This window comes from Kribbella sp. NPDC051137, assembly GCF_040682535.1.
In the GTDB taxonomy this organism is placed as follows: domain Bacteria; phylum Actinomycetota; class Actinomycetes; order Propionibacteriales; family Kribbellaceae; genus Kribbella; species Kribbella karoonensis.
On the sequence record NZ_JBFBBI010000002.1, the window covers coordinates 1,472,165 to 1,493,639 of the forward strand.

21 protein-coding genes and 1 pseudogene are annotated in these 21,475 nt (G+C 69.9%); 16 read left to right on the plus strand and 6 right to left on the minus strand.

Translation table 11 applies throughout. From position 1 onward, the window contains the following. The first annotated feature begins 147 nt into the window (after window positions 1-147). Genes AB0M51_RS14495 through AB0M51_RS14540 form a run of 10 tightly spaced genes read left to right on the plus strand, consistent with a single transcriptional unit; the run spans window position 148 to window position 10,174 of the window. Window positions 148-1,764: a hypothetical protein gene (locus tag AB0M51_RS14495; protein ID WP_344187291.1), complete on the plus strand. Its 1,617-nt coding sequence runs from the start codon at window positions 148-150 to the stop codon at window positions 1,762-1,764. 10 nt (window positions 1,765-1,774) lie between these two features. Beyond that, window positions 1,775-2,794 carry a 2Fe-2S iron-sulfur cluster-binding protein gene (locus tag AB0M51_RS14500; protein ID WP_363749464.1) on the plus strand — a complete coding sequence of 340 codons (1,020 nt, stop codon included), beginning with the start codon at window positions 1,775-1,777 and terminating at the stop codon, window positions 2,792-2,794. A 1-nt stretch (window position 2,795) separates the two neighbouring features. Beyond that, entirely contained in the window at window positions 2,796-3,893 is a 1,098-nt protein-coding gene (locus AB0M51_RS14505; protein WP_363749465.1) for an aromatic/alkene monooxygenase hydroxylase subunit beta, read from the plus strand. Continuing rightward, on the plus strand, window positions 3,890-4,234 hold the full coding sequence (gene mimD, locus AB0M51_RS14510; protein WP_344187282.1) for a propane 2-monooxygenase effector subunit MimD: 345 nt from the start codon (window positions 3,890-3,892) through the stop codon (window positions 4,232-4,234). The genes AB0M51_RS14505 and mimD overlap by 4 nt, the downstream gene beginning before the upstream one ends. 10 nt (window positions 4,235-4,244) lie before the next feature. After that, on the plus strand, window positions 4,245-5,276 hold the full coding sequence (locus AB0M51_RS14515) for an amidohydrolase family protein (RefSeq protein WP_363749466.1): 1,032 nt from the start codon (window positions 4,245-4,247) through the stop codon (window positions 5,274-5,276). Then, window positions 5,273-5,980, plus strand: a complete 708-nt coding sequence (locus tag AB0M51_RS14520) for an iron-sulfur cluster assembly protein (RefSeq protein WP_344187277.1) — start codon at window positions 5,273-5,275, stop codon at window positions 5,978-5,980. Before AB0M51_RS14515 ends, AB0M51_RS14520 begins: the two co-directional genes overlap by 4 nt. Then, entirely contained in the window at window positions 5,977-6,996 is a 1,020-nt protein-coding gene (locus AB0M51_RS14525) for an NAD(P)-dependent alcohol dehydrogenase (RefSeq protein WP_344187274.1), read from the plus strand. Before AB0M51_RS14520 ends, AB0M51_RS14525 begins: the two co-directional genes overlap by 4 nt. A gap of 19 nt (window positions 6,997-7,015) precedes the next feature. After that, window positions 7,016-8,665, plus strand: coding sequence for a chaperonin GroEL (gene groL, locus AB0M51_RS14530; RefSeq protein WP_344187272.1), 1,650 nt, complete (start codon window positions 7,016-7,018; stop codon window positions 8,663-8,665). Window position 8,666: 1 nt separating this feature from the next. Then, the gene (locus AB0M51_RS14535) at window positions 8,667-9,017 is read left to right on the plus strand and encodes a metalloregulator ArsR/SmtB family transcription factor (protein ID WP_344187268.1); all 351 of its coding nucleotides are present in this window, start codon (window positions 8,667-8,669) and stop codon (window positions 9,015-9,017) included. 20 nt (window positions 9,018-9,037) lie between these two features. Beyond that, entirely contained in the window at window positions 9,038-10,174 is a 1,137-nt protein-coding gene (locus tag AB0M51_RS14540) for an MFS transporter (protein ID WP_344187266.1), read from the plus strand. On the opposite strand, the gene AB0M51_RS14545 is transcribed toward AB0M51_RS14540, so the two are convergent. Further along, window positions 10,140-10,718 (minus strand): TetR/AcrR family transcriptional regulator, encoded by a 579-nt coding sequence (locus AB0M51_RS14545; RefSeq protein WP_344187264.1) that lies wholly within the window; start codon window positions 10,716-10,718, stop codon window positions 10,140-10,142. The two genes, AB0M51_RS14540 and AB0M51_RS14545, sit on opposite strands and share 35 nt — an antisense overlap. A 72-nt stretch (window positions 10,719-10,790) precedes the next feature. Here AB0M51_RS14545 and AB0M51_RS14550 point away from each other — a divergent pair. Both AB0M51_RS14550 and AB0M51_RS14555 read left to right on the plus strand, forming a co-directional pair. Then, window positions 10,791-11,098 (plus strand): annotated as a pseudogene (locus tag AB0M51_RS14550) (serine hydrolase domain-containing protein); the annotation flags it as partial. 105 nt (window positions 11,099-11,203) lie between these two features. Next, window positions 11,204-11,524, plus strand: coding sequence for a hypothetical protein (locus AB0M51_RS14555; protein ID WP_344187260.1), 321 nt, complete (start codon window positions 11,204-11,206; stop codon window positions 11,522-11,524). Here AB0M51_RS14555 and AB0M51_RS14560 read toward each other — a convergent pair. After that, window positions 11,493-12,935 (minus strand): alkaline phosphatase PhoX, encoded by a 1,443-nt coding sequence (locus AB0M51_RS14560; protein WP_344187258.1) that lies wholly within the window; start codon window positions 12,933-12,935, stop codon window positions 11,493-11,495. The two genes, AB0M51_RS14555 and AB0M51_RS14560, sit on opposite strands and share 32 nt — an antisense overlap. Window positions 12,936-13,094: 159 nt before the next feature. On the opposite strand from AB0M51_RS14560, the gene AB0M51_RS14565 reads away from it, so the two are divergent. Beyond that, the gene (locus tag AB0M51_RS14565) at window positions 13,095-13,484 is read left to right on the plus strand and encodes a hypothetical protein (protein WP_344187256.1); all 390 of its coding nucleotides are present in this window, start codon (window positions 13,095-13,097) and stop codon (window positions 13,482-13,484) included. A 186-nt stretch (window positions 13,485-13,670) separates the two neighbouring features. Here the strand turns inward: AB0M51_RS14565 and AB0M51_RS14570 are convergent, their stop codons facing one another. After that, on the minus strand, window positions 13,671-14,933 hold the full coding sequence (locus tag AB0M51_RS14570) for a S8/S53 family peptidase (protein ID WP_344187254.1): 1,263 nt from the start codon (window positions 14,931-14,933) through the stop codon (window positions 13,671-13,673). Window positions 14,934-14,982: 49 nt separating this feature from the next. Between AB0M51_RS14570 and AB0M51_RS14575 the strand changes: the two genes are divergently transcribed. The 3 genes from AB0M51_RS14575 (at window position 14,983) to AB0M51_RS14585 (ending at window position 18,679) form a co-directional block, all read left to right on the plus strand. Further along, on the plus strand, window positions 14,983-17,568 hold the full coding sequence (locus AB0M51_RS14575) for a CHAT domain-containing protein (protein WP_344187252.1): 2,586 nt from the start codon (window positions 14,983-14,985) through the stop codon (window positions 17,566-17,568). Between the two features lie 69 nt (window positions 17,569-17,637). After that, window positions 17,638-18,213, plus strand: a complete 576-nt coding sequence (locus tag AB0M51_RS14580) for a sigma-70 family RNA polymerase sigma factor (protein WP_344187250.1) — start codon at window positions 17,638-17,640, stop codon at window positions 18,211-18,213. 4 nt (window positions 18,214-18,217) lie between these two features. After that, window positions 18,218-18,679: a hypothetical protein gene (locus tag AB0M51_RS14585; protein WP_344187248.1), complete on the plus strand. Its 462-nt coding sequence runs from the start codon at window positions 18,218-18,220 to the stop codon at window positions 18,677-18,679. Window positions 18,680-18,682: 3 nt separating this feature from the next. Here AB0M51_RS14585 and AB0M51_RS14590 read toward each other — a convergent pair whose 3' ends face one another. The 3 genes from AB0M51_RS14590 to AB0M51_RS14600 are packed head-to-tail and all read right to left on the minus strand — an operon-like array spanning window position 18,683 to window position 21,351. Next, window positions 18,683-19,105, minus strand: a complete 423-nt coding sequence (locus AB0M51_RS14590; RefSeq protein ID WP_344187246.1) for a VOC family protein — start codon at window positions 19,103-19,105, stop codon at window positions 18,683-18,685. 8 nt (window positions 19,106-19,113) lie between these two features. Then, complete coding sequence (locus tag AB0M51_RS14595) at window positions 19,114-19,935, minus strand: IclR family transcriptional regulator C-terminal domain-containing protein (protein ID WP_344187244.1); 822 nt, start codon at window positions 19,933-19,935, stop codon at window positions 19,114-19,116. A gap of 15 nt (window positions 19,936-19,950) precedes the next feature. After that, window positions 19,951-21,351, minus strand: a complete 1,401-nt coding sequence (locus tag AB0M51_RS14600) for an amidohydrolase family protein (RefSeq protein ID WP_344187242.1) — start codon at window positions 21,349-21,351, stop codon at window positions 19,951-19,953. Between the last annotated feature and the right edge of the window lie 124 nt (window positions 21,352-21,475).

Genomic DNA, 21,475 nt, shown 5'->3' on the forward strand with positions numbered 1-21,475 from the left:
TGCACCTCCTCGATCGACGGATCTCCCCAGCGAACACCGACCAAGGTAGTTCGGCAACGGTGTGACCGGTATCTCACATTGAGACAGCAGCCCGCTCCAGGTCCGGCTTTCATCTCTGCAATCAGCCCGACCCCTGGAGGCAGGCACATGAGCAGGCAAAGTCTCACCAAGGCCCACGCGAAGATCACGGAGCTCTCGTGGGAGCCGACCTTCGCCACCCCGGCGACCCGGTTCGGCACCGACTACACGTTCGAGAAGGCGCCGAAGAAGGACCCGCTGAAGCAGATCATGCGGTCCTACTTCCCGATGGAGGAGGAGAAGGACAACCGCGTGTACGGCGCCATGGACGGCGCCATCCGCGGCAACATGTTCCGCCAGGTCCAGCAGCGCTGGCTGGAGTGGCAGAAGCTGTTCCTCAGCATCATCCCGTTCCCGGAGATCTCCGCGGCGCGGGCGATGCCGATGGCGATCGACGCGGTCCCGAACCCGGAGATCCACAACGGGCTCGCGGTCCAGATGATCGACGAGGTCCGGCACTCGACGATCCAGATGAACCTCAAGCGGCTGTACATGAACAACTACATCGACCCGGCCGGCTTCGACATGACCGAGAAGGCGTTCGCGAACAACTACGCGGGCACCATCGGCCGGCAGTTCGGCGAGGGGTTCATCACCGGTGACGCGATCACCGCCGCGAACATCTACCTGACCGTGGTCGCCGAGACCGCGTTCACCAACACGCTGTTCGTCGCGATGCCCGACGAGGCCGCCGCGAACGGCGACTACCTGCTGCCGACCGTGTTCCACTCGGTGCAGTCGGACGAGTCGCGGCACATCAGCAACGGATACTCGATCCTGCTGATGGCACTCGCCGACGAGCGCAACCGGCCGCTGCTGGAGCGCGACCTGCGGTACGCGTGGTGGAACAACCACTGCGTCGTGGACGCGGCGATCGGCACGTTCATCGAGTACGGCACGAAGGACCGCCGTAAGGATCGTGAGAGCTATGCCGAGATGTGGCGTCGCTGGATCTACGACGACTACTACCGCAGCTACCTGCTGCCGCTGGAGAAGTACGGGCTCACGATTCCGCACGACCTGGTGGAGGAAGCGTGGAACCGGATCACGAACAAGGGCTACGTGCATGAGGTCGCGCGGTTCTTCGCCACCGGCTGGCCGGTGAACTACTGGCGGATCGACGCGATGACCGACAAGGACTTCGAGTGGTTCGAGGACAAGTACCCGGGCTGGTACTCGAAGTACGGCAAGTGGTGGGAGAACTACAACCGCCTCGCGTACCCGGGCCGGAACAAGCCGATCGCGTTCGAGGACGTCGGCTACCAGTACCCGCACCGCTGCTGGACCTGCATGGTGCCGGCGCTGATCCACGAGGACATGGTGGTCGAGAAGGTCGACGACCAGTGGCGGACGTACTGCTCGGAGACCTGCTACTGGACCGACGCGGTCGCGTTCCGGAGCGAGTACGACGGCCGTCCGACGCCGAACATGGGCCGGCTGACCGGCTTCCGTGAGTGGGAGACGCTGCACCACGGCAAGGACCTGGCCGACATCGTCTCCGACCTCGGCTACGTCCGCGACGACGGCAAGACGCTGATCGGGCAGCCGCACCTCGACCTGGACCCGAAGAAGATGTGGACCCTGGACGACGTCCGCGGCAACACCTTCAACAGCCCGAACGTGCTGCTGAACGAGATGACCGACGCGGAGCGCGAGGCGCACGTCGCGGCGTACCGCGCGAGCTGAGGTGGTCCGGGTGGCCGACAAACATCGTATCCAGTTCGAACCGGTCGGCATCGAGATGGAGGTCGACGAGGACGAGAAGATCCTCGACGCGGCGTTCCGGCAAGGTATCCACCTGATGCACGGCTGCCGCGAGGGACAGTGCTCGGCGTGCAAGTCGTACCTGCTCGACGGCGACATCCAGATGGAGCGCTACTCGACGTTCGCGTGCAACGACGCCGAGGTCGCGGAAGGCTACGTGCTGCTCTGCAAGGCGCACGCGTTCAGCGACTGCACGATCGAGTTGCTGAACTTCGACGAGGACGAGCTGCTCGGCGGCATCCCGATCCGGACCGTGGGTACGACGGTGGCCGCGATCGAGCCGGTCACCCGGGACATCGTGTCGTTACGGCTGAAACCGGCCGAGGAGTTCGACTTCAAGCCGGGGCAGTACGTCGACCTCACGATCCCCGGCACCGACGAGCACCGCTCGTTCTCGATGGCCACGACACCGGCCGGCGAGATCGAGTTCCTGATCAAGAAGTACCCCGGCGGCCGGTTCTCCGGCCTGCTCGACGACGGCCTGGCGGTCGGCGACGAGTTGTCGATGACCGGCCCGTACGGATCGTCCACCCTGAAGGACGGTCACGTGCTGCCGGTGGTCTGCGTCGCCGGCGGGGCGGGGATGGCGCCGATCCTGTCGATCCTGCGGCACCTCAGCGAGACCGGCAGCACCCGGCCGGTCCGCTTCTACTACGGCGCCCGGACGGCGGCCGACCTGTTCTACCTGGACGCGATCCGCGACCTCGGAGCGACCCTCACCGACTTCGAGTTCGTGGCCTGCCTGTCCGAGTCGCCCGAAGGGGCGCACGAGGTCGGCAACGTCACCGAGGTGGTCGAACGCCGGGAACCGCAACTGAGCAAGTGCGAGACGTACCTGTGCGGGCCGCCGCCGATGGTGGACGCGGCGCTCGGCCTGCTGGAAAACCACGCGGTACCGAAGGACCAGATCTTCTACGACAAGTTCACCAGCCCAGCGACCGATGGAGCCTGAGATGACGCAAACCAAGCAACGCAGTTTCCCGAAGATCGAGTTCACCGACTCCGAGGCCGGTGCGCTGGAGTTCCCCAGCTCGACCAGCCGCAGCTACAACTACTACAAGCCGGCCAAGCTGCGCGCGACGATGTACGAGGACGTCACGGTCGACGTCCAGCCCGACCCGGACCGGCACCTGAGCCAGGGCTGGATCTACGGCTTCGGCAACGGCCCCGGCGGCTACCCGAAGGAGTGGACGCAGGCGAAGTCGTCCAACTGGCACGCGTTCCTCGACCCGAACGAGGAGTGGAACCAGACGATCTACCGCAACAACTCCGCGACCGTGCGGCAGGTCGACCTCGGCCTGCAGAACGCCAAGCGGGCCAGGGCGTACGACAGCTGGAACACGGCCTGGCTGAAGTTCATCGAGCGCAACCTGGGCGCCTGGATGCACGCCGAGAACGGCCTGGCGCTGCACGTCTTCACCAGCATCCAGCGGTCCGGCCCGACGAACATGATCAACACCGCGGTAGCGGTGAACGCGGCGCACAAGATGCGGTTCGCGCAGGACCTGGCGCTGTTCAACCTGGACCTGAGCGAGGCCGACGTACCGTTCGACGGCTCGGCGCACAAGGAGGTCTGGCAGTCGGCGCCGGAGTGGCAGCCGACCCGCCAGGTCGTCGAGCAGCTGACCGCGGTCGGCGACTGGTGCGAGTTGCTGTTCGCGACGAACATCGTCTTCGAGCAGCTCGTCGGCTCGCTGTTCCGGACCGAGCTGGTGATGCAGATCGCGGCCCGCAACGGCGACTACATCACGCCGACGCTCGTCGGTACCGGCGAGCACGACTACGACCGCGACCTCGGCTACTCCCGCAACCTGTACCGCCTGCTGACCCGCGACGAGCAGTTCGGCGAGCGCAACAAGGAACTGTTCGGCGAGTGGATGGCCACCTGGGTACCGCGGTGCGTCGACGCGGCGCACGCGCTGCAGCCGATCTGGTCGCAGCCGGCCGACAAGGCCGTGACCTTCGCGTCGAGCTTCGACGCGGCCAAGCAGAAGTTCAGCTCGTTGCTCGCCGAGCTCGGGCTCGAGACCCCGAAGGAGCTGGACCGATGACCGCGATGCAGTTCGGATCCGAGACGAAGTTCTCGAACAAGTGCGGCGTGACCCTGATGAACACGCCGGTCGGCCGGGTGGTCGCGGAGGTGATGGGTGCGAAGGAAGGCGTCGAGCTGACCGAGTACCCGTCGATGATCCGCGTCGACGGGATCGGGATCCTCGACTTCGACTACGACGAGCTGTCCGACGCGCTCGGGTCGGACTTCGACGGCTCGGTGTTCGAGGAGATCAGCTCGACGCACTACGGCCGGATGGTGCACCTGGACGAGCGGACCCTGCTGTTCGCCAGCCCCGAGGACGCCGCCGAGTACATCGGCTTCGACCTCACCGCCCACTAGGAGGGCACGCATGTACGAGAAGGACGGCGAGAAGTACTACGTGGTCGACGCGCACGTACACCTCTGGGACGGCCGCGAGTCGAACCAGAAGAACGTGCACGGCAAGCAGTTCATCGACTGCTTCTACGACTACCACCGCAACCTGAGCCCCGAAGAGGAGGTGTGGGACTACGACACCTACACGTACTACGGCGGCCAGCGGCTGATGAAGGACGTGTTCGACGAGGGGTACGCCGACCACGCGATCTTCCAGGCCACGCTGCTGAGCGACTTCTACAAGGCCGGGTTCGGCCAGACCGAGGAAGCGTTCGGGCTGACCCAGGCGCACCCGGGCAGGCTGACGTACAACCACGCCTACGACCCGCGCAACGGTGAAGCGGGCCTCGAGCAACTACGCCGGGACGCCGAGCGGATGAACCTGAAGGGCGTGAAGCTCTACACCGCCGAGTGGCACGGCGACTCGCGCGGCTACAAGCTCGACGAGCCGTGGTCGCGCCGGTACCTGGAGGAGTGCCTGAAGCTCGGGATCAAGAACATCCACGTGCACAAGGGCCCGACGATCCGGCCGCTGGACCGGGACGCGTTCGACGTCGCGGACATCGACAAGGTCGCCACCGACTACCTCGACCTGAACTTTGTCGTCGAGCACGTCGGTCTGCCGCGGCTGGAGGACTTCTGCTGGATCGCCACCCAGGAGTCCAACGTGTACGGCGGGCTCGCGGTCGCGATGCCGTTCGTGCACGCCCGGCCGAAGTACTTCGCGCAGATCATCGGCGAGCTGCTGTACTGGCTCGGCGAGGACAAGATCCTGTTCGCCAGCGACTACGCGTTGTGGACGCCGAAATGGCTGGTGGAGAAGTTCGTGGACTTCCAGATCCCGGACGACCTGCCGGAGTACGCGCCGATCACGACCGCGCAGAAGAAGAAGATCCTCGGCCTGAACGCGGCCGCGCTGTACGACCTCGACGTACCGGAGGAACTGCGGCTGCCGACCGATGCCGGTGACGCACCGGCCGAAGTCGCGGCGGGCGCACGGCCATGATCGCCGTCGCCACCACGTCGCAGAGTCTGTCACTGTCCGACAGGGTCCTCGCGGCCCTGTCGACGGTGGTGGATCCCGAGCTGGACGAGCCGATCACCGACCTCGGCTTCGTCCGCTCGGTCCGGATCCAGGACGGGAACGTGACCGTGCACCTGCGGCTGCCGACCTCGTTCTGCTCGCCGAACTTCGCCTACCTGATGGCGTCCGACGCACTGGACGCCCTCCGCCGGGTGGAGCGGATCGGACAGGTGGTCGTCCAGCTGGACGACCACCACGACTCGGACAAGATCAACGCCGGCCTCGCGGCGGAGGCAGGGTACGTCGGAACCTTCGGCGTCGAGGCGGAGCAGAGCCTGGACGAACTGCGCGGCGTCTTCCATCGCAAGGCACACACCGCCGCGATGGAACGGTGCGCCGAGCAACTACTGCGGACGACCGACGTGACCGTGGACGATCTCCATCTGGTCACGCTCGCGGATGTTCCGGAGGGTTCGCCGAAGGAGGCGTTGCTCCGGCGCCGGGCCACGATCGGCCTCGGCGTCGGCCCCACCGAGCGGCTCGTGGTGGACGAGGAAGGACGGGCGCTCGCGGCCGAGGACGTCCCGCTCCGGTTGCGGTTCGCGAAATCCGTGCGGATCTCGATCGAGGGCAACGCGCACTTCTGCCGCGGACTGCTGGCTACGAGATATGGGAGCACGACATGAGAGCGGTCCAAGTTGTCGGGTATCACACCGACCTGAAGCTGGCCGACGTACCGGAGCCGAAGGTCGAGGGTCCGCTCGACGTCGTCGTCCGGGTCGGCGGTGCGGGGGTGTGCCGGACCGACCTGCACATCCTGGAAGGGCAGTGGGCGGAGAAGTCCGGCGTGACGCTGCCGTACACGATCGGCCACGAGAACGCCGGCTGGGTGCAGGCGGTCGGGGACGCGGTCACGAACGTCAAGCCCGGCGACAAGGTGATCCTGCACCCGTTGATCACCTGCGGGCTGTGCCGCGCGTGCCGGTTCGGCGACGACGTGCACTGCGAGAACAGCCGGTTCCCGGGGATCGACACCGACGGCGGGTACGCCGAGTACCTGCGGACGACGGCCCGCAGCGTCGTACGGATCGACGACAGCCTGGAGCCGGCCGACGTCGCGGCGCTCGCGGACGCGGGGCTCACGGCGTACCACGCGGTCCGGAAGGCGGCGGCCGTGCTGCGGCCCGGAGACGTCTGCGTGATGATCGGCGCCGGCGGACTCGGGCACATCGGCATCCAGGTGCTGAAGGCGATCTCGGCCGCGACGCTGGTCGTGGTCGATCGCAACCCGGCCGCCGTCGAGCTCGCGGTGTCGATCGGCGCGGACCACGGAATAGTTGCCGACGGCACCCAGGTGCGACAGGTCCTGGAGCTCACCGGCGGCGCCCAGGCGGTGATCGACTTCGTCGGCGAGGGCGGGGCCACCGCGGAGGGCGTCGCGATGTTGCGGCGGGCCGGCAACTACTACGTCGTCGGGTACGGCGAGAACCTCGACGTACCGACGATCGACATCATCTCGACCGAGATCAACTTCGTCGGCAACCTGGTCGGCTCCTACACCGACCTGCAGGAGCTGATGGTGCTCGCCGCCCAGGGCAAGGTCGCGCTGCACACCAGCAAGTACCCACTCGCCGATTTCCAGCAGGCGATCGACGATCTCGGCCGCGGGCTGGTCCGCGGCCGGGCGATCCTCATCCCGTGACCCGAGAGGCGGTCTGATCATGGCCAAGGAACTGCGGTTCAACGAAGATGCGCGCCGGTTGCTCGAGTCCGGGGTGAATGCCCTGGCCGACGCCGTCAAGGTGACGCTGGGGCCGAAGGGGCGCAACGCCGTCCTGGAGAAGCTGACCGGACCGCCGACGATCACCAACGACGGCGTCACGATCGCCCGGGAGATCCAGCTGCGCGAACCGTTCGCGAACATGGGCGCCCAGCTGGTCAAGGAAGTCGCGATGAAGACCAACGGGGTGGTCGGCGACGGTACGACGACCGCGACCGTTCTCGCCCAGGCGATGGTCCGCGAGGGGCTGCGCGCGGTCGACGAGGGCGCCAACCCGATGCGGGTACGCCGGGGCATCGAGCAGACCGTGCCGGTGGTGGTCGCGACGCTGCGCTCCTGGGCGGCCGACGTCGGCGGCGGGCAGGACCTGCGGAACATCGCCACGATGGCGGCCGGCGACGACGAGTCGATCGGCGAGGTCATCGCGGCCGCGGTCGAGCGGGTCGGCCGGAACGGGATCGTCAGCACCGAGGAGTCCGACGGGCTCGGGCTGTCGGTCGACGTGGTCGACGGGATCGAGTTCGACCACGGGTACACGTCGGCGTACATGGTCACCGACAAGGAGCGGATGGAGGCGGTCCACGAGCGCCCGGTGATCCTGCTCACCAACCGGAAGATCAGCCAGGTGCAGGACATCATGCCGACCGTCGAGGTGGCCAAGCGCGCCGACCGGCCGCTGGTGGTGCTGGCCGAGGACGTCACCGGGCCGGCGCTGCAGTTCCTGGTCGGCGGCAACATGCACGGCACGATGCAGACGGTCGTCGTCCGGGCGCCGGGTTTCGGGCACCGGCGGATCGCCGAGCTGGAGGACCTGGCGGTGGCGCTGGGCGGCCACGTGATCGCTCAGGACACCGGGCTGGAGCTGGCCGAGGTCGCGCTGGAGCACCTGGGCACGTGTGACCGGATCACGATCAGCGAGAACGGTACGACGATCGTCGGCGGACACGGTGATCCCGCACTGGTCGAGGCCCGGCTGGCGCAGCTGGAGACGCAGTTCGAGCGGGCTCGGATCGACGCGGACCGGGACAGCTTGCAGCTGCGGATGGCGCGGCTGTCGGGACGGGTCGCGGTGATCCGGGTCGGCGGGGCGACGAGTGTCGAGCTGAAGGAGCGGATGCTGCGGGTCGAGGACTCGCTGGCCGCCACCCGGGCCGCGGTCGAGGAGGGCGTGGTGGCCGGCGGCGGTACGGCGCTGGTGCAGGCGCAGGAGGCGGTGTCTCGCGTCGAGTTGAGCGGTGACGACGCGATCGGCCGCGAGGTCGTACGCCGCGCGCTGCCCGAACCGCTGCGGTGGATCGCGATCAACGCCGGGTACGACGGCGACGACGTCGTGAAGAAGGTGGCCGACCTGCCGCTCGGGCACGGGTTCAACGCGCTCACCGGGCAGTACGACGACATGTTCGACCAGGGCGTGATGGATCCGCTGAAGGTGACGCGGGCCGCGCTGGAGAGCGCGGCGTCGATCGCGGCACTGCTGATCACGACCGAGACCGCGGTGGTCGAGGAGATCCTCGGCAATCCCGGCGCGATCATGGCCCCCGGCTTCGGCGACCTCGCCGAGGGCATGGTCCGGCCGTCGAACATCTACTGAGATGACAGCGTCCGGGCCCGCGAGCGGTACGACGTACCCGCGGGGCGAGGCTGACCGGCACCCGGTCGGCCCCACCCGCCGGCAGCTTGCCGCCGCGGCTCGGACCTTCGGGTTGTTGTCGCCACCCGTGCGGCTGCACCTGGTGTGGCTCGCGACGTGGGGCGAGTACGACGTCGGCACGCTGGCGGACCGCGCCGGGGTCAGTGTGGCGACCGCCAGCCAGCACCTCGGCAAACTCCGGCTCGCCGGACTGATCACGGTCCACCGCCACGGGCGGCGCCACATCTACACCGTCGACGACCCGCACGTCCGAGCGCTGGTCGAGCAGATCTTCGCCCACACTAGAAGATAACGAGCGGTATCATCTAGCCCATGACTGTTCCGGTGCGGCGGTTGTGGGTGGCGGTCCTCTGTGGTTACCTCGCGTTCGGCGCGGCGTTGCAGGTGTTGCCGGCGTACGTGCCGGAGAAGTTCGGCGGCGGCGCGCTGGCGAGTGGGACCGCGGTCGGGATCGCCTTCTTGGCGACGGCATGCGGCCGGCCGTTCGCCGGGTGGCTGGCGGACGCGGGGCGGTCGCGGCCGGTGGTGATCGCCGGGGGAGTGCTGGCGGCGGTTGGTGGCCTCGGGCAACTGCTGGCGCCAGACCTGGTGATGCTGCTGGTCGCGCGGTTGGTGATGGGCGCGGGGGAGGCGGCGCTGTTCTCGGCTGCGCTGCCCTGGGTCCTGTCCGGCGCCCGGACCTCCGAGCGAGGAAAGCTTGCCGGCTGGTTCGGCCTCTCGATGTGGGGAGGCCTGGCAGTCGGTCCGGTCTTGGCCGGCGCGGTGAGCGGGCCGATCCGGCTGGTTTGGTGGATGGTCATCGGCTTGTGTGTTGTGTCGGTCGGGTTGGTGTTCACGACCCGCCAGGATCCGTCGCAGCTGGTGTCGCTCGGGCGCATCGGTGGTGTGCGTGAGCTGGTGCCGGTCGGGGTGCCGTTGCCGGGGACAATCCTGGGGCTGGCGGCCTACTGCTACGGGACGGTGGCCGCCTTGTTGGTGCTGCGGTTGCGGGCGGACCACCTCGGGACCGACGGTTTCGCCTTGAGTGTGTTCGCGGGCGCCTTCCTGCTCCTGCGGTTCGCGGGGAGTCCGTTGGTGGATCGGTACGGCGGGCGGGTGGTTGCCGTGTCGACCGTCGCCGTGGAGGTCGTCGCGTTGGTGGTGATCGCGCGCGCCGGTACGCCGGTGGCGGCGCTCGTCGGAACGGCGTTCGCGGGGTTCGGGATGGCGTTGATCTACCCGGCGTGTGTCTCGATGACGCTCGACCGGGTGCGTGGGCTGCGGCCGGGCGTGTCGATGGGGGTGATGACGTCGTTCTGGGATCTCGGCGTGCTGGCGGCGGGTCCGCTCGGTGGCCTGATCGCCGAGCGGGCCGGCTTCCCGGCGGCGTTCCTGGTGGCGGCCGGTGCCGGGGTCGCGTGCGTCGTCGTACTGCTCAGAATGCCACGTCGAGCAGTGTCTCCACGATGACCCGCGCCTCCGCGCCGAGCCCGGGGTCCTGGTCGATCGCACTGATCAGCGTCGCGCCTTCCAGTACGACGACCAGCTGCCGCGCGATCACCTCCGGCTGCCGTGCGTCCGCCAGCAACCGCTCGAACAGCTCGCGGTAGAACCGGAGGTGGTCCCGCGCGAGCCGCCGCGGCGCGCCGTCCTGGCCGCGGTCCTCGGTGGCCGCGTTCATCATCGCGCACCCGCGGAACCCGGCCTCGGCGTACCAGGTCGCGATCAGGTCGAAGACCGCGAGGACCTGCGCGCGGCCCGGCGGTGCGGCGTCGACAACCTCGTGGTGCCAGGCGCGGACCCGCCGCGTCCGGTCGGTCAGCACCGCCTCGACGAGGCCCTCCTTGGAGCCGAAGTTCTTGTAGATCGTGAGCTTCGAGGCGCCCGCCGCCTCGACGATCTCGTTGATCCCGGCCGCGTGGATGCCGCGCCGGCCGAACACCTCGGCCGCCGCCTTCAGGATCCGGGCCCGGGTCGCCTCGGGGTCCAGCCGTTCGCCAGCCTTCACCGGCATCGTGCGATCACCTCCACGGCCCCACCCTACCGACCTGGACCAAGATAAGAACGATCGGTACTATCAGCTCTCATGTGGGCACACGTGGCTGAGGCGTTCGAGCGGAACTTCACCGAGTACGGCGAGCCGGGGGCGGCGTTCGCGGCGTACCACCGGGGCGAGCTGGTGGCCGACCTGTGGGGAGGCACGGCGGAGCGCGACACGATCCAGCTGATGTTCTCCGGCACGAAGGGCCTCACCTCGGCGTGCGTCCTGCTGCTGGTGCAGCGCGGGCAGGTCCGGCTGGACGATCCGCTGAGCCGGTACTGGCCGGAGTTCGGTGCCGAGGGCAAGGAGTCCACGACTGTCGCGGAGGTGCTCTCGCACCAGGCGCGGCTGCCGGGCGTCGAGGCGGGGTACGCCGACCTCCTCGACCATGAGACGATGGCGGCGCACCTGGCCGCACAGGCCTGGCGGCGGTCGGCGGCTATGCGACGGCTCGCGGGATGGCCAAGTTCTATGCAGCTCTGTTGGACCCGGACGGTGTCCTCGCGCCGAAGACCGTCGAGCTCGGGCGGCGTGAGATCCGGCGCGCCAGCGACCTGCGGTACGGCGCCGGCTTCGAGCTGCAGACCGGTGACGGCCGGATGGGTGACGAGCCCGACGCGTTCGGGCACGCCGGAGCCGGTGGCTCGCGGCACGGCGCCTGGCCGGGCCGCGGGACCACCTTCTCCTACCTGATGACCGAGGTACGCAACGCGCCGGACGCGCGCCCGGTCAACCTGCTGCGGGCGCTCAGCCGAGGTAGTCGCGCCACGGGCCGGTGATCGCGAGCGTGATACCCGGCGTCTGGATGTTGACGAACAGCACCTTGCCGTCGGCGGAGAACGTCGGGCCGGTGAACTCGGAGTCGTTCAGCTGGTTCCGGGCGATGGCGTACGTCGGGCCGCCCGGCGTCGCGCTCAGCACGTGGCTGCTGGCGTTGCCGTCCTCGGCCAGCACCAGCGAGCCCCACGGCGTCACGGTGACGTTGTCCGGACCGTCGAAGTTGTAGTCGTCGTACTTCGCCCCGGCGCCCTTGTCGGCGGCCGTGTTCTCCGGGAAGTACGTGACCAGCTGGATGGTCTCGGCGTCGTAGTTGTAGAACCAGACCATGCCGTCGTGCGGGACCGCGTCCGCGGGCAGGTCCGACGTACCGGACTCGGCGTACGAGTTCACGACGTACACGCCGTCCTTGGTGCCGAAGACGCCCTCGAACTTCTTGCCGCGGGTGATCTGGCCGTCGGTGAACTGCTTGCGCACCGACGTGGCCGCACCGTCGCGGTCCGGCACCGGCACCCACTTGACCCGGAACGGGCGGAGCAGTTGCGCCGAGGTCAGGTACGCGACGTCCGGGATCGGCTTGCCGTCGTCACCGAGGATGGCGAGCGCCTCGAGCGTGCCGAAGTCCTTGTTCTGCAGGTCCTGCCAGCTCCGCGGGCCGAGCTTGTAGCCGCGCGGCGCCGACCAGCGGTAGAAGGTCCCGTTCGGGCCGGAGGCGTCCTCGGACAGGTAGACGTGCGTCCGGTCCTCGTCGATCGCGAGGGCCTCGTGGGCGTACCGGCCGAGCGCCTTCAGCGGCACCGGGTGCGCGGTCTTACCGTCGCCCCAGACCTCGAACACGTAGCCGTGGTCCTTCAGCCGGGTGGTGCCGTTGGCCTTGTTCTCGGTCTCCTCGCAGGTCATCCAGGTGCCCCACGGGGTCGGGCCGCCGGCGCAGTTCGTCAGCGTGCCGGAGATGCCGACCCACTCGCCGCGGTTCGTGCCGTCCCTGTCGACGTCGATGACCGTGCAGCCGCCGGCCGCGCCGACGCCGGTGTCGTAGACCGTGCCCTCGATCGGCGGCACGCCGAGGGCGCCGTCGCCGCTGATCTCGTGGTTCTGGATCAGCAGGTACCGGTTCCCGTGCCCGAAGACCGCCGTACCGTCGTGGTGGTCCGGCGTCGGGTGACCGGTGGTCAGCTTGGTCTTCCCGGCCTCGGTGACGATCTTGTACTTGAATCCGGCCGGCAGCGCGAGGATGCCCTTCGGGTCGTCGAGCAGCGGCGGGAAGGGCCGGTGCTGCGGGAACGGCGCGCGCCCGGGACGCGACGCGGGCGTGGCCTCGGCCAGCGTCGGCACGGCGCCGACGGTGGTGAAGCCGACGCCGGCGGCACCGGCGGCGGCGCCGCGGAGGACGGAACGGCGGTCGACAGACATGATGTGACTCCTTGGAAATGACGGGTTCCCGAGGTCTGGATCCTTCATGGCGTGGGCTGACACGCGGGAAACATCAGGTGAACGGCTCTCAGCGAACTCTCAGTCGGCGACCTGCAACGAACAGTCACCGGGCGGCGTCTACTGTGAGAGGTGATCGTGATGCGCAAGGTGCTGACCGTGGCAGTGGTGGCCGCGCTGCTGGTTGCGTGCGGCAACGAGTCGACAACTGGAGGACAACCGCCCATGACGCCGAGCACGAGTAGCAGTCCCGTACCGGCGAGCCCCGGCGGCACTCCGGCCGAGCAGGCCGTGGCCGACCTGGCCCAGCGGCTGGGTGTCGACGCCGCCGCGGTGCGGGTGGTCAGCTCCGACGAGGTCACCTGGCCGGACGGCAGCCTCGGCTGCCCGGAGCCGGGGATGATGTACACCCAGATGCTGGTGCCGGGGAACCGGACGATCCTCGAGGTCGGCGGAAAGCAGTACGCGTACCACTCCAGCGCCTCCCGGGCGCCGTTCCTCTGTGAGCATCCGGCCCGGCCGGCACGGTAAAAACTTTCTGGACCAATTGGTGTATCAATCGCACCGAGGGCGACTCCGCAGCAGTGTGGGGGACGCCCTCGGGCCGTTGCAGGGGGGAGAGCGGCGCGGGGCTGCGTAGAGGGGGGCTGACGCGGTGCGGGGAGTCCGGGCGGTCAGGCCGGAGGTCCGCACCGCGTCGGCGTGTCCAGGAAGGCGTCAGAGCGAGGCGAGTGCGTCGCCGGCCTGGAGGACGGGACCGGTGCCGGGCGCCGGCTGGGTCCGGGCGAACGCCAGCAACGCGTCGGCCGCCTGGACGGCGTTCTCGCCGGTGACCGACATCCGGCCCGCGATCAGCCCCGCGACCAGCGGCGTCGCGAACGACGTACCGCTCCAGCGGGCCATGCCTTCGAACGTCCGGATCTCACCGGTGTGCGGCGGCTCGGTGCACTCGTACTCGCCGGTGAGGAACGCGTTGACCAGGTCCGAGCCGGGCGCATACACGTCGACCCAGCCGCCGAAGTTGCTGAACGAGGCACGGTCGCGCCCGTTGTCCGCGAGTGCGCCGACGCCGACCGTCTCCGGGAACGCGGCCGGCCAGAAATAGTCCCGGGTCGCCTCGTTGCCCGCGGCAGCGACCAGGGCCAGGCCGTTGATCCGGTCCAGCCGGGTCTTGATGAACACGTCCAGCCCGAGCGGCGGCAGGTCGAACCGCGTCCGGGTGCCGGCCGACAGGCTGATGATGTCCGGCGCCAGGCCGAGCACCTCGTCCAGAGCCTCCGCGAGGTCGAACTCCCAGATCGCGCCGGCCGTCGTGAAGTAGCTCTTCACGACGACCTCCACGTTGCGCGCGACCGACCGCAGCACGCCGGCGATGAAGGTGCCGTGCCCGGCATAGGGCCGGATCCGCCCGGAGCCGTCGAACGCGTTCTCCGGGTCGCCGGTCACCCCGCCCAGCCAGTACGCCGCCGGCGCGGCCGACCAGCCGACGTCGAGTACGACGACCTTCACGCCGCGGCCGTCCGCGGCGCCCGCGGGCAGGAACGGCGTCGGCAGGACCGGGTCCGGCGGGCTGCCGGGCGGCACCTCCTCGGGCTCGGTGGCCGGGCACGGGCTGACGCTCGGGCACACGTAGAACAGGTGTTCCGGCGTCACCACGCCGCGCCCGAGCCGCAGGTCGGCGTACCGCAGGAATCGTTGGGTGTACGACCGATCTTCCGGTGCCTCCGGCGGTACCTCGTCGGGTAGCAGCAACCGGGTGACGCCGCCGATGCCGCCGTCGGCGGGCCGGCCGCCGCGGAAGAGCTCGATCACCCGCGGGACGTCCTCGTCGCGGACCAGCACCACTCCGGTGCGGTACAGATAATCGGCCCCCTCAGGTCGTTTCTCCCAGTCCACCGGGAAGATCTCGACCTCTTTGCCGTACGCCTCGAGAATCAATTCGAGTTGTGCGACGTACTTTCGCTCATTCGTTTGATCCACCATTTTCCTTTTCCTCCCCTGGATCAATCAGCCGCCGTATCATTTCAGAATGCCGGTGGCCGGGGGGAGTGCCGCGGCGGTGGAGAATCTGCTGCCGCTCGCGTTGTCGCGTCCGCACGACGCGATCGCGGCGGCGCGGACCGTGCTGGCCGGTGCGCCGCCGGTCGTCGCGGCGTCGATCGCGCATCAGGCGTGGGGGATCGGGCTGCGGCAGCTCGGCGAGGTCCCGACGGCAGTCCGCCAGTTGCGTACGGCGTTACGGCTGGCGGAGCAGTCCGGGCGGTCGGAGCGGGAGGCGGATGTCCTTGCCACGTTGGGCGCAACGCTCGGCCGGGCGGGACGCAGCCGTGAAGGGCTGGCCCGGCTGGATCGGGCGGTGGACCTCAGCCGCGGCGCGTTGACCGGGCGGGTGCTGCTGCGGCGGGCCGACGTACTGCTGGTGCTCGGCCGGCACCGCGAGGCGCTCGACGACCTGCGCTCGGCGATCACCCGGTTGCGGCGGTCCGGCGACCAGGTCTGGGAGGCGCGGTCGCGGAACTATCGCGGATTCATCCAGCTGGCATTGGGCGGCACCAAGCGGGCGGACGCTGATTTCGCGGTCGCGGAGAAGTTGTACGCCGCCGTCGGCCAGGAGTTCGAGTACGCCGAGGCGCGCGGGAACCGCGGACTGGTCGCGTACGCGCGTGGGGATCTGCCCGCCGCGCTGCGGTACCTGGACGACGCGGGCCGGCGGTTCGCGGCGGTCGGGGTCAACTGGCCGGACCTCGCGATCGACCGGTGCGGCGTACTCCTGGCGGCCGGGCTGAGTGCGGAGGCGCTGGCCGAGCTCGACCAGGCGATCGGTGCCGAGGGCGGCACGGCGACGAAGCGGGGCGAGCTGTTGTTCGCGGCGGCGACGGCCGCACTGGCCGCGGGGGATCCGGCGGCGGCGCGGGAGCGGGCGGAGCGGGCGCGGCGGCTGTTCTCGGCGCAGCGGCGGGAGTGGTGGTCGGTGCGGTCGTCGATGGTCGTGCTGGAGGCCCGGTACCAGGCCGGTGAACGCGGGGAGCCGCTGCTGCGGCGGGTGACGGCGGTGGCGCGGCGGCTTGACGCGGTCAGGGCTTCGGAGGCGACGGCCGCGCATCTGCTGGCCGGTCGACTGGCGTTGGCTGCCGGCCGGACGGTGGCGGCGGATCGGCAGCTCGAGCTGGCGGGACGGCACAGCAAGGACGCGCCGCCGATCGCGCGGAGCGCCGCCTGGCTGGGGAAGGCGTTGCGTGCCGAAGCGCGGAGCGACGTACGGTCGATGCTGTCGGCGTGCGGTCGCGGGCTGGATGCGTTGGACGAGCATCGCCTGACGATGGGTGCGACCGAGCTGCGGGCGTTGGCGACCGGGCACGGTGCCGAGCTCGCCGAGCTGGCGTTGCGGGACGCGCTGCGGCGTGACGATCCGCGGCGGCTGCTGGTGTGGGCCGAGCGCTGGCGGGCTACCGCGCTGGGCGTTCCGCCGGTGCGTCCGTCCGACGACGGGCAACTGGCCGCCGAGCTGGCGGCGTTGCGGGACGTCGTACGGCGGTTGGACGCCGCGCCGGATCCCTTGCTGGACAAGGAACGGCGGCGGCTCGAGAAGACCGTGCGCGACCGGACCCTCCGCGCGCAGGGCGGGGCGCGGGACGGGGCGCTGCTGCCCTTCGACGTCGACGGGTTGGTCGAGGCGCTGGGCGAGACGGTGCTGGTCGAACTGGTCGAGGTCGGCGGGGTGCTGCATGCGGTGGTGGTGCGGGACGGCCGGATCAGCCGCCACGAGGTAGGCACGCTCGCGGCGGCCGCGCTCGAAGGCGAACGCTCCCGCTTCCACCTCCGCCGCCTCGCCCACGGTCGCCCGTTGGAGCGTGGTGGCCGGCCGTCGTTCGAGGTGTTGGGGAGGCGGTTGGCGGACGCGGTGCTGGGGAGTGCCCGGGCGTTGCTGGGGGATCGGCCGGTGATGGTGGTTCCGCCGGGGCGGTTGCAAGCCTTGCCTTGGGGGCTGGTGCTGAACGGAACGGTCAGCGTCGTGCCGTCGGCGGCGGTGTGGCTGCGGGCGCGGGAGGTCCGCGCGCCCGCGGAACGCCGGGTGGTGCTGGTGCTCGGGCCGGGCTTGTCGGCGGCGCGCGGCGAGGTGCTGCGGCTGGCGGCGCAGTACCCGGACGCGACTGTCCTCGCGGACGGCGATGCGACGGCGGACAACGTACTGCGGGCCCTCGACGGCGCCTGGATCGCGCACATCGCGGCGCACGGCACGTTCCGCGCGGACAGCCCGCTGTTCTCGTCGTTGCGGCTCGACGACGGGCCGCTGACGGTGTACGACTTCGAGCGGCTGCGCAGGGCGCCGTACCGGATGGTCTTGTCCAGTTGCGATTCCGGGCTGGCGAAGCCGGTCGGCGCGGACGAGCTGCTGGGGCTGAGCAGCAGCCTGATCCCGCTCGGCGCGGCCGGCATCCTCGCGAGCGTCGTACCGGTGAACGATCCGGCGACCGCGCCGCTGATGCTCGCCGTGCACGAGAACCTGCGGGCCGGTCAACCGCTGGCCGAGGCGTTCGCGGGGGCCCGGCAGACGGTCGGCGACGACCCGGTCGCGGAGGCGGCCGGCCGATCGTTCGTCGCACTCGGGACCTGATGTATCAGCAGTCGGCCGGAGCGCTCTGTACCAGTAAGAGCAGGGCGGTCCGGCGGAAGGGGGGACGGCATGCGGGACGACCCGACAGTCGTCGACCTGGTCGCCAGGGCCAGGGACGGCGAGAAGAACGCGTGGGACGAACTGGTCCAGCGGTACGCGCCGCTGGTCTACTCGGTCTGCCGGCGCTACCGGTTGGCGCAGCCCGACATCGACGACGTCGGGCAGAGCGTGTGGCTGCGGCTGGTCGAGCACCTGCCCGGTCTGCGGGAGCCGGCCGCGTTGCCGGGCTGGATCGCGACCACGACCCAGCGCGAGTGCTTCCGGACGATCCGAGCCGGCAGCCGGGTCGAACCGGCCGACCTGGCGGACTCCGCCGACGTACCCGAACAGGCGATCGCGGAGGAGGAGGTGCTGCGGCACGAACGCGGCACGATCCTGCGGACCGCGTTCGGCGAGTTGTCCCGCCGGTGCCAGCTGCTGCTGTCGCTGCTCATGCAGGATCCGCCGGCGCCGTACGACGAGATCAGCCGGCGACTGCAACTACCGGTCGGCTCGATCGGGCCGAACCGGGCCCGCTGCCTGACCCGGCTGCGGCAGACACCGGCATTGGCGATGCTCGCGATCGACGACGGAGCGAGGGGGTGAGATCGTGATCGACCCGGACTGGAACGACGACGAGAAACTGATCGAGGCGCTGCGGGCAGCGTTCGCCTCGTCGGACGCCGTACCGGAGGCGTTCGTCGAGGCCGGCAAGGCCGCGTTCGCGTGGCGGACCATCGACGCCGAGCTGGCGGCTCTCACCTACGACTCGGCGCAGCAACCGCCGGCCGCGCTCGCGGTCCGCTCCGAGAGCGCGGCACTGCGGTCGATGACGTTCGCGTCGGACGGCTGGACGGTCGAGCTGGAGCTCACCCCGGACGCCGTCCTCGGGCAACTCGACCCACCCGAGGACGGTTCGGTCACGGCCCGCGGCGACGGCGGCACACTGGTCACCGCGGCCGTCGACGAGCTCGGCTTCTTCGTGCTCGGCCCGCCGCCGGCCGTACCGTACCGCCTGGTCTGCACCACTCGCTCGGGCGTCACGATCCTCACCGGCTGGATCACGCCGTAACCCTCAGGAAGCGAACACCTGCGAGTCGTCCGCGAACGCCTTGAACTCCAGGGCGTTCCCGGCCGGGTCCAGGAAGAACATCGTCCACTGCTCGCCCGGCTGCCCCTGGAACCGGACGTACGGCTCGATCACGAACTCGGTGCCGGCCGCCCGCAACCGCTCGGCGAACTGCTGGAACTCGTCGACCGCCAGGATCAGCCCGAAGTGCGGCACCGGTACGTCGTGCCCGTCGACCGGGTTGTGGATCCGCTGCGCGCGCTCGGGCGCGAGGTGGGTGACGAACTGGTGGCCGTGCAGGTTCCAGTCGATCCACGTCTCGGAGCTGCGGCCCTGCTCAAGACCGAGAACCTTGCCGTAGAAGTGCCGCGCCGCGTCCAGGTCGTCGACCGGCATCGCGAGATGGAACCGGGGAATGGGAAGAGTCATCGCACCATTCAAGCAGTCGTCTCGTCCCGCTGCTCGAGCTCGACGTGTGGCCGCGACTGCCACAGAGCCCACTCGGCGCTGACGTCTCCAGCGGTGCGGAGCAGCAGCGGCAGGTGATCCCGCAACAGCGTGTCGACCGTCGTCTCCGCCGCGTGCACCGTCACGTTCATCGCGGCCCGGACCGTGCCGGTCCCGTCGCGGACCGGCGCGGCGACCGAGCGGACACCGGGCGCGAGCTCCTCGTCCGCCAGCGCCCACCCGCGCGCCCGGATCTCGGTCAGCTCCTCGCGCAACTGCTCCGCGGTCCGCCCGATGTACGGCGGAAGCCCCGCACGGCTCGGCTGCGCGAGTGCGTCGGCCAGCCCGTCGGGGGAGAGCGCCGCGAGCAGCACCTTGCCCTGCGACGTCTGGACGGCGGGGAACCGGGTGCCGATGTCGACCCGCAGCGCGATCAGCTTCGGCACCGACACGCGGGCGACGTACACGATGTCCGAGCCGTCGAGCTGCGCCATCGAGGACGACTCGCCGGTGCGGGCGACGAGCGCCTCCAGGTGCGGTCGCGCGATGTCCCAGAGGCCGAGCGAACCGACGTACGCCATCCCGAGCGTGAGCACCTTGGGTGTCAGCTGGAACGCGCCGTCGGCGGTCCGGACGAAGCCGAGCTCCGCCAGCGTCAGCAGCAGCCGGCGCGCGGTCGGCCGGGCGAGACCGGCCGCGGTCGCGACCTCGGACAGCGACATCGTGCGGTGGCCGGCGTCGAAGCAGGCGAGCACGTCCAGCCCGCGCGCCAGCGCCTCGACGAAGTCCGGTCCGGTGCCGCGCCCTGCCATCTGTCCTCCTGCTCGCTAGCCTTCACCGAAGATGGTGCCACGCGCCTCGCGGGTGGAGCCGGACTTGTAGTCCGTGTACTGGTACGGGTTGTCCAGCACCTCACCCGCGGGCAGCTCCGGGTTCATCCCGCTCTTCCACGCCTCCTCGCCGAGCGCCGACCGCAGGTGCTCGACGGTTGCCTCGACCTCCCGGCGTACGGCGGACAGGTCGCAACCGACCAGTTGGTGGTCCTCCTTCACCACCTGACCGTCGACGATGACCGTGTGCACGTCACCGCGCTGCGCCTGGAACGCGACGTGGCCGTACGGGTTGAGCAGCGGGAACGAGACCGGCGAGGCGTCGTTCTTGATCAGCACCACGTCCGCCTTCTTGCCCGGTTCGAGGCTGCCGAGGTCGTCGCGGCCGAGGGCCTTCGCGCCGCCGCGGGTCGCCCAGTCGACGACGTGCTCGGCGCGTAGGTGGCTGTGCGTCACGGTGGCGCCCTTCAGATGCGCTTCGAGGTGTTCGCGGGCGCGGTCGGCGCCGAGCGTACTGCGCATCGCGCTGAACAGGTCGCCGCTCCACCACACGCTGGTGTCCATCGAGAGCGACACCGGGATGTCGTGCCGGCGGACCTGCCAGGTGGGCGGATACCCCTGGCCGGCGCTCTGCTCGGACTCCGTCGAGACCGAGATCGAGCCGCCGGTCGCGGCGATCCGCTGGTACGAGTCCGTGGTCAGCGTGGCCGAGTGTACGTAGATGTTCTTCGGCGTCATGAAGTCGTTCTCGTGCATGAGCCGGATGCCGTTGTCGTTGGTCGCGCCCCAGACCCCGGCGTGCGTCGTGACCGGCAGGTCGAGCTCGCGGGCGACCTCGAACGCGGCCCGCTCCGGGAACTCCGGGTCGCCGGTGACGTCGAACGCCAGCTGCAGACCGAGCTGCCCGTCGTCGCGCATCCGCTCGAGGAACGCCCGTACGGCCGGGTCCGCGGTCCACTCCCACGGACCGGCCTGGATGTTGCCATAGGCAAGTACGAAGCGGCCGGGTACGGCCCGCAGCGCGTCCACGGCGGCCTCGGCGTGTTCGACGCTCTGCAGGCCGTGCGACCAGTCGACCGTCGTGGTCACGCCCGCTTCGAGGGACTCCCAGGCCGACGTCAGGTTGCCGGCGTGCACGTCCTCGGGACGGAAGGTCTTGCCGTGCTCGAGGTAGTACCAGACGAAGTACTGCGTGAGCGTCCAGTCGGCGCCGTACGCGCGCATCGCGGTCTGCCACATGTGCCGGTGGGTGTCGATCATCCCGGGCATCACGATGCCGCCGGTCGCGTCGACGGTCCGGGTGCCCTCGGGTACGTCGAGGTCCGGGCCGACGCCGGCCACCAGGTCACCGACGATCAGCACGTCACCCTTCGGCAGGACGGTGTGCCGGTCGTCCATCGTCAGAACCGTGCCGCCTCGCAAGACAATCGGCGCAGTGCTCATGAGGTCCCCTCCAGAGATGGCCGGACAGACGTCCGTATGACGGTCGATGGGGCGATGAGACTCACCTTGTGCCGACCAC

Bases quoted from the DNA above. Each gene is read 5' to 3' on its own strand.
- AB0M51_RS14505 (WP_363749465.1), top strand. From the start codon at position 2,796: ATGACGCAAACCAAGCAACGCAGTTTCCCGAAGATCGAGTTCACCGAC.
- AB0M51_RS14540 (WP_344187266.1), top strand. From the start codon at position 9,038: ATGACTGTTCCGGTGCGGCGGTTGTGGGTGGCGGTCCTCTGTGGTTAC.
- AB0M51_RS14580 (WP_344187250.1), top strand. From the start codon at position 17,638: ATGCGGGACGACCCGACAGTCGTCGACCTGGTCGCCAGGGCCAGGGAC.
- AB0M51_RS14535 (WP_344187268.1), top strand. From the start codon at position 8,667: ATGACAGCGTCCGGGCCCGCGAGCGGTACGACGTACCCGCGGGGCGAG.
- AB0M51_RS14495 (WP_344187291.1), top strand. From the start codon at position 148: ATGAGCAGGCAAAGTCTCACCAAGGCCCACGCGAAGATCACGGAGCTC.
- AB0M51_RS14515 (WP_363749466.1), top strand. From the start codon at position 4,245: ATGTACGAGAAGGACGGCGAGAAGTACTACGTGGTCGACGCGCACGTA.
- AB0M51_RS14560 (WP_344187258.1), bottom strand. From the start codon at position 12,935: ATGTCTGTCGACCGCCGTTCCGTCCTCCGCGGCGCCGCCGCCGGTGCC.
- AB0M51_RS14565 (WP_344187256.1), top strand. From the start codon at position 13,095: ATGCGCAAGGTGCTGACCGTGGCAGTGGTGGCCGCGCTGCTGGTTGCG.
- AB0M51_RS14545 (WP_344187264.1), bottom strand. From the start codon at position 10,718: ATGCCGGTGAAGGCTGGCGAACGGCTGGACCCCGAGGCGACCCGGGCC.
- AB0M51_RS14525 (WP_344187274.1), top strand. From the start codon at position 5,977: ATGAGAGCGGTCCAAGTTGTCGGGTATCACACCGACCTGAAGCTGGCC.
- AB0M51_RS14520 (WP_344187277.1), top strand. From the start codon at position 5,273: ATGATCGCCGTCGCCACCACGTCGCAGAGTCTGTCACTGTCCGACAGG.
- AB0M51_RS14595 (WP_344187244.1), bottom strand. From the start codon at position 19,935: ATGGCAGGGCGCGGCACCGGACCGGACTTCGTCGAGGCGCTGGCGCGC.
- AB0M51_RS14600 (WP_344187242.1), bottom strand. From the start codon at position 21,351: ATGGACGACCGGCACACCGTCCTGCCGAAGGGTGACGTGCTGATCGTC.
- groL (WP_344187272.1), top strand. From the start codon at position 7,016: ATGGCCAAGGAACTGCGGTTCAACGAAGATGCGCGCCGGTTGCTCGAG.
- AB0M51_RS14575 (WP_344187252.1), top strand. From the start codon at position 14,983: ATGCCGGTGGCCGGGGGGAGTGCCGCGGCGGTGGAGAATCTGCTGCCG.
- AB0M51_RS14590 (WP_344187246.1), bottom strand. From the start codon at position 19,105: ATGACTCTTCCCATTCCCCGGTTCCATCTCGCGATGCCGGTCGACGAC.
- mimD (WP_344187282.1), top strand. From the start codon at position 3,890: ATGACCGCGATGCAGTTCGGATCCGAGACGAAGTTCTCGAACAAGTGC.
- AB0M51_RS14555 (WP_344187260.1), top strand. From the start codon at position 11,204: ATGGCCAAGTTCTATGCAGCTCTGTTGGACCCGGACGGTGTCCTCGCG.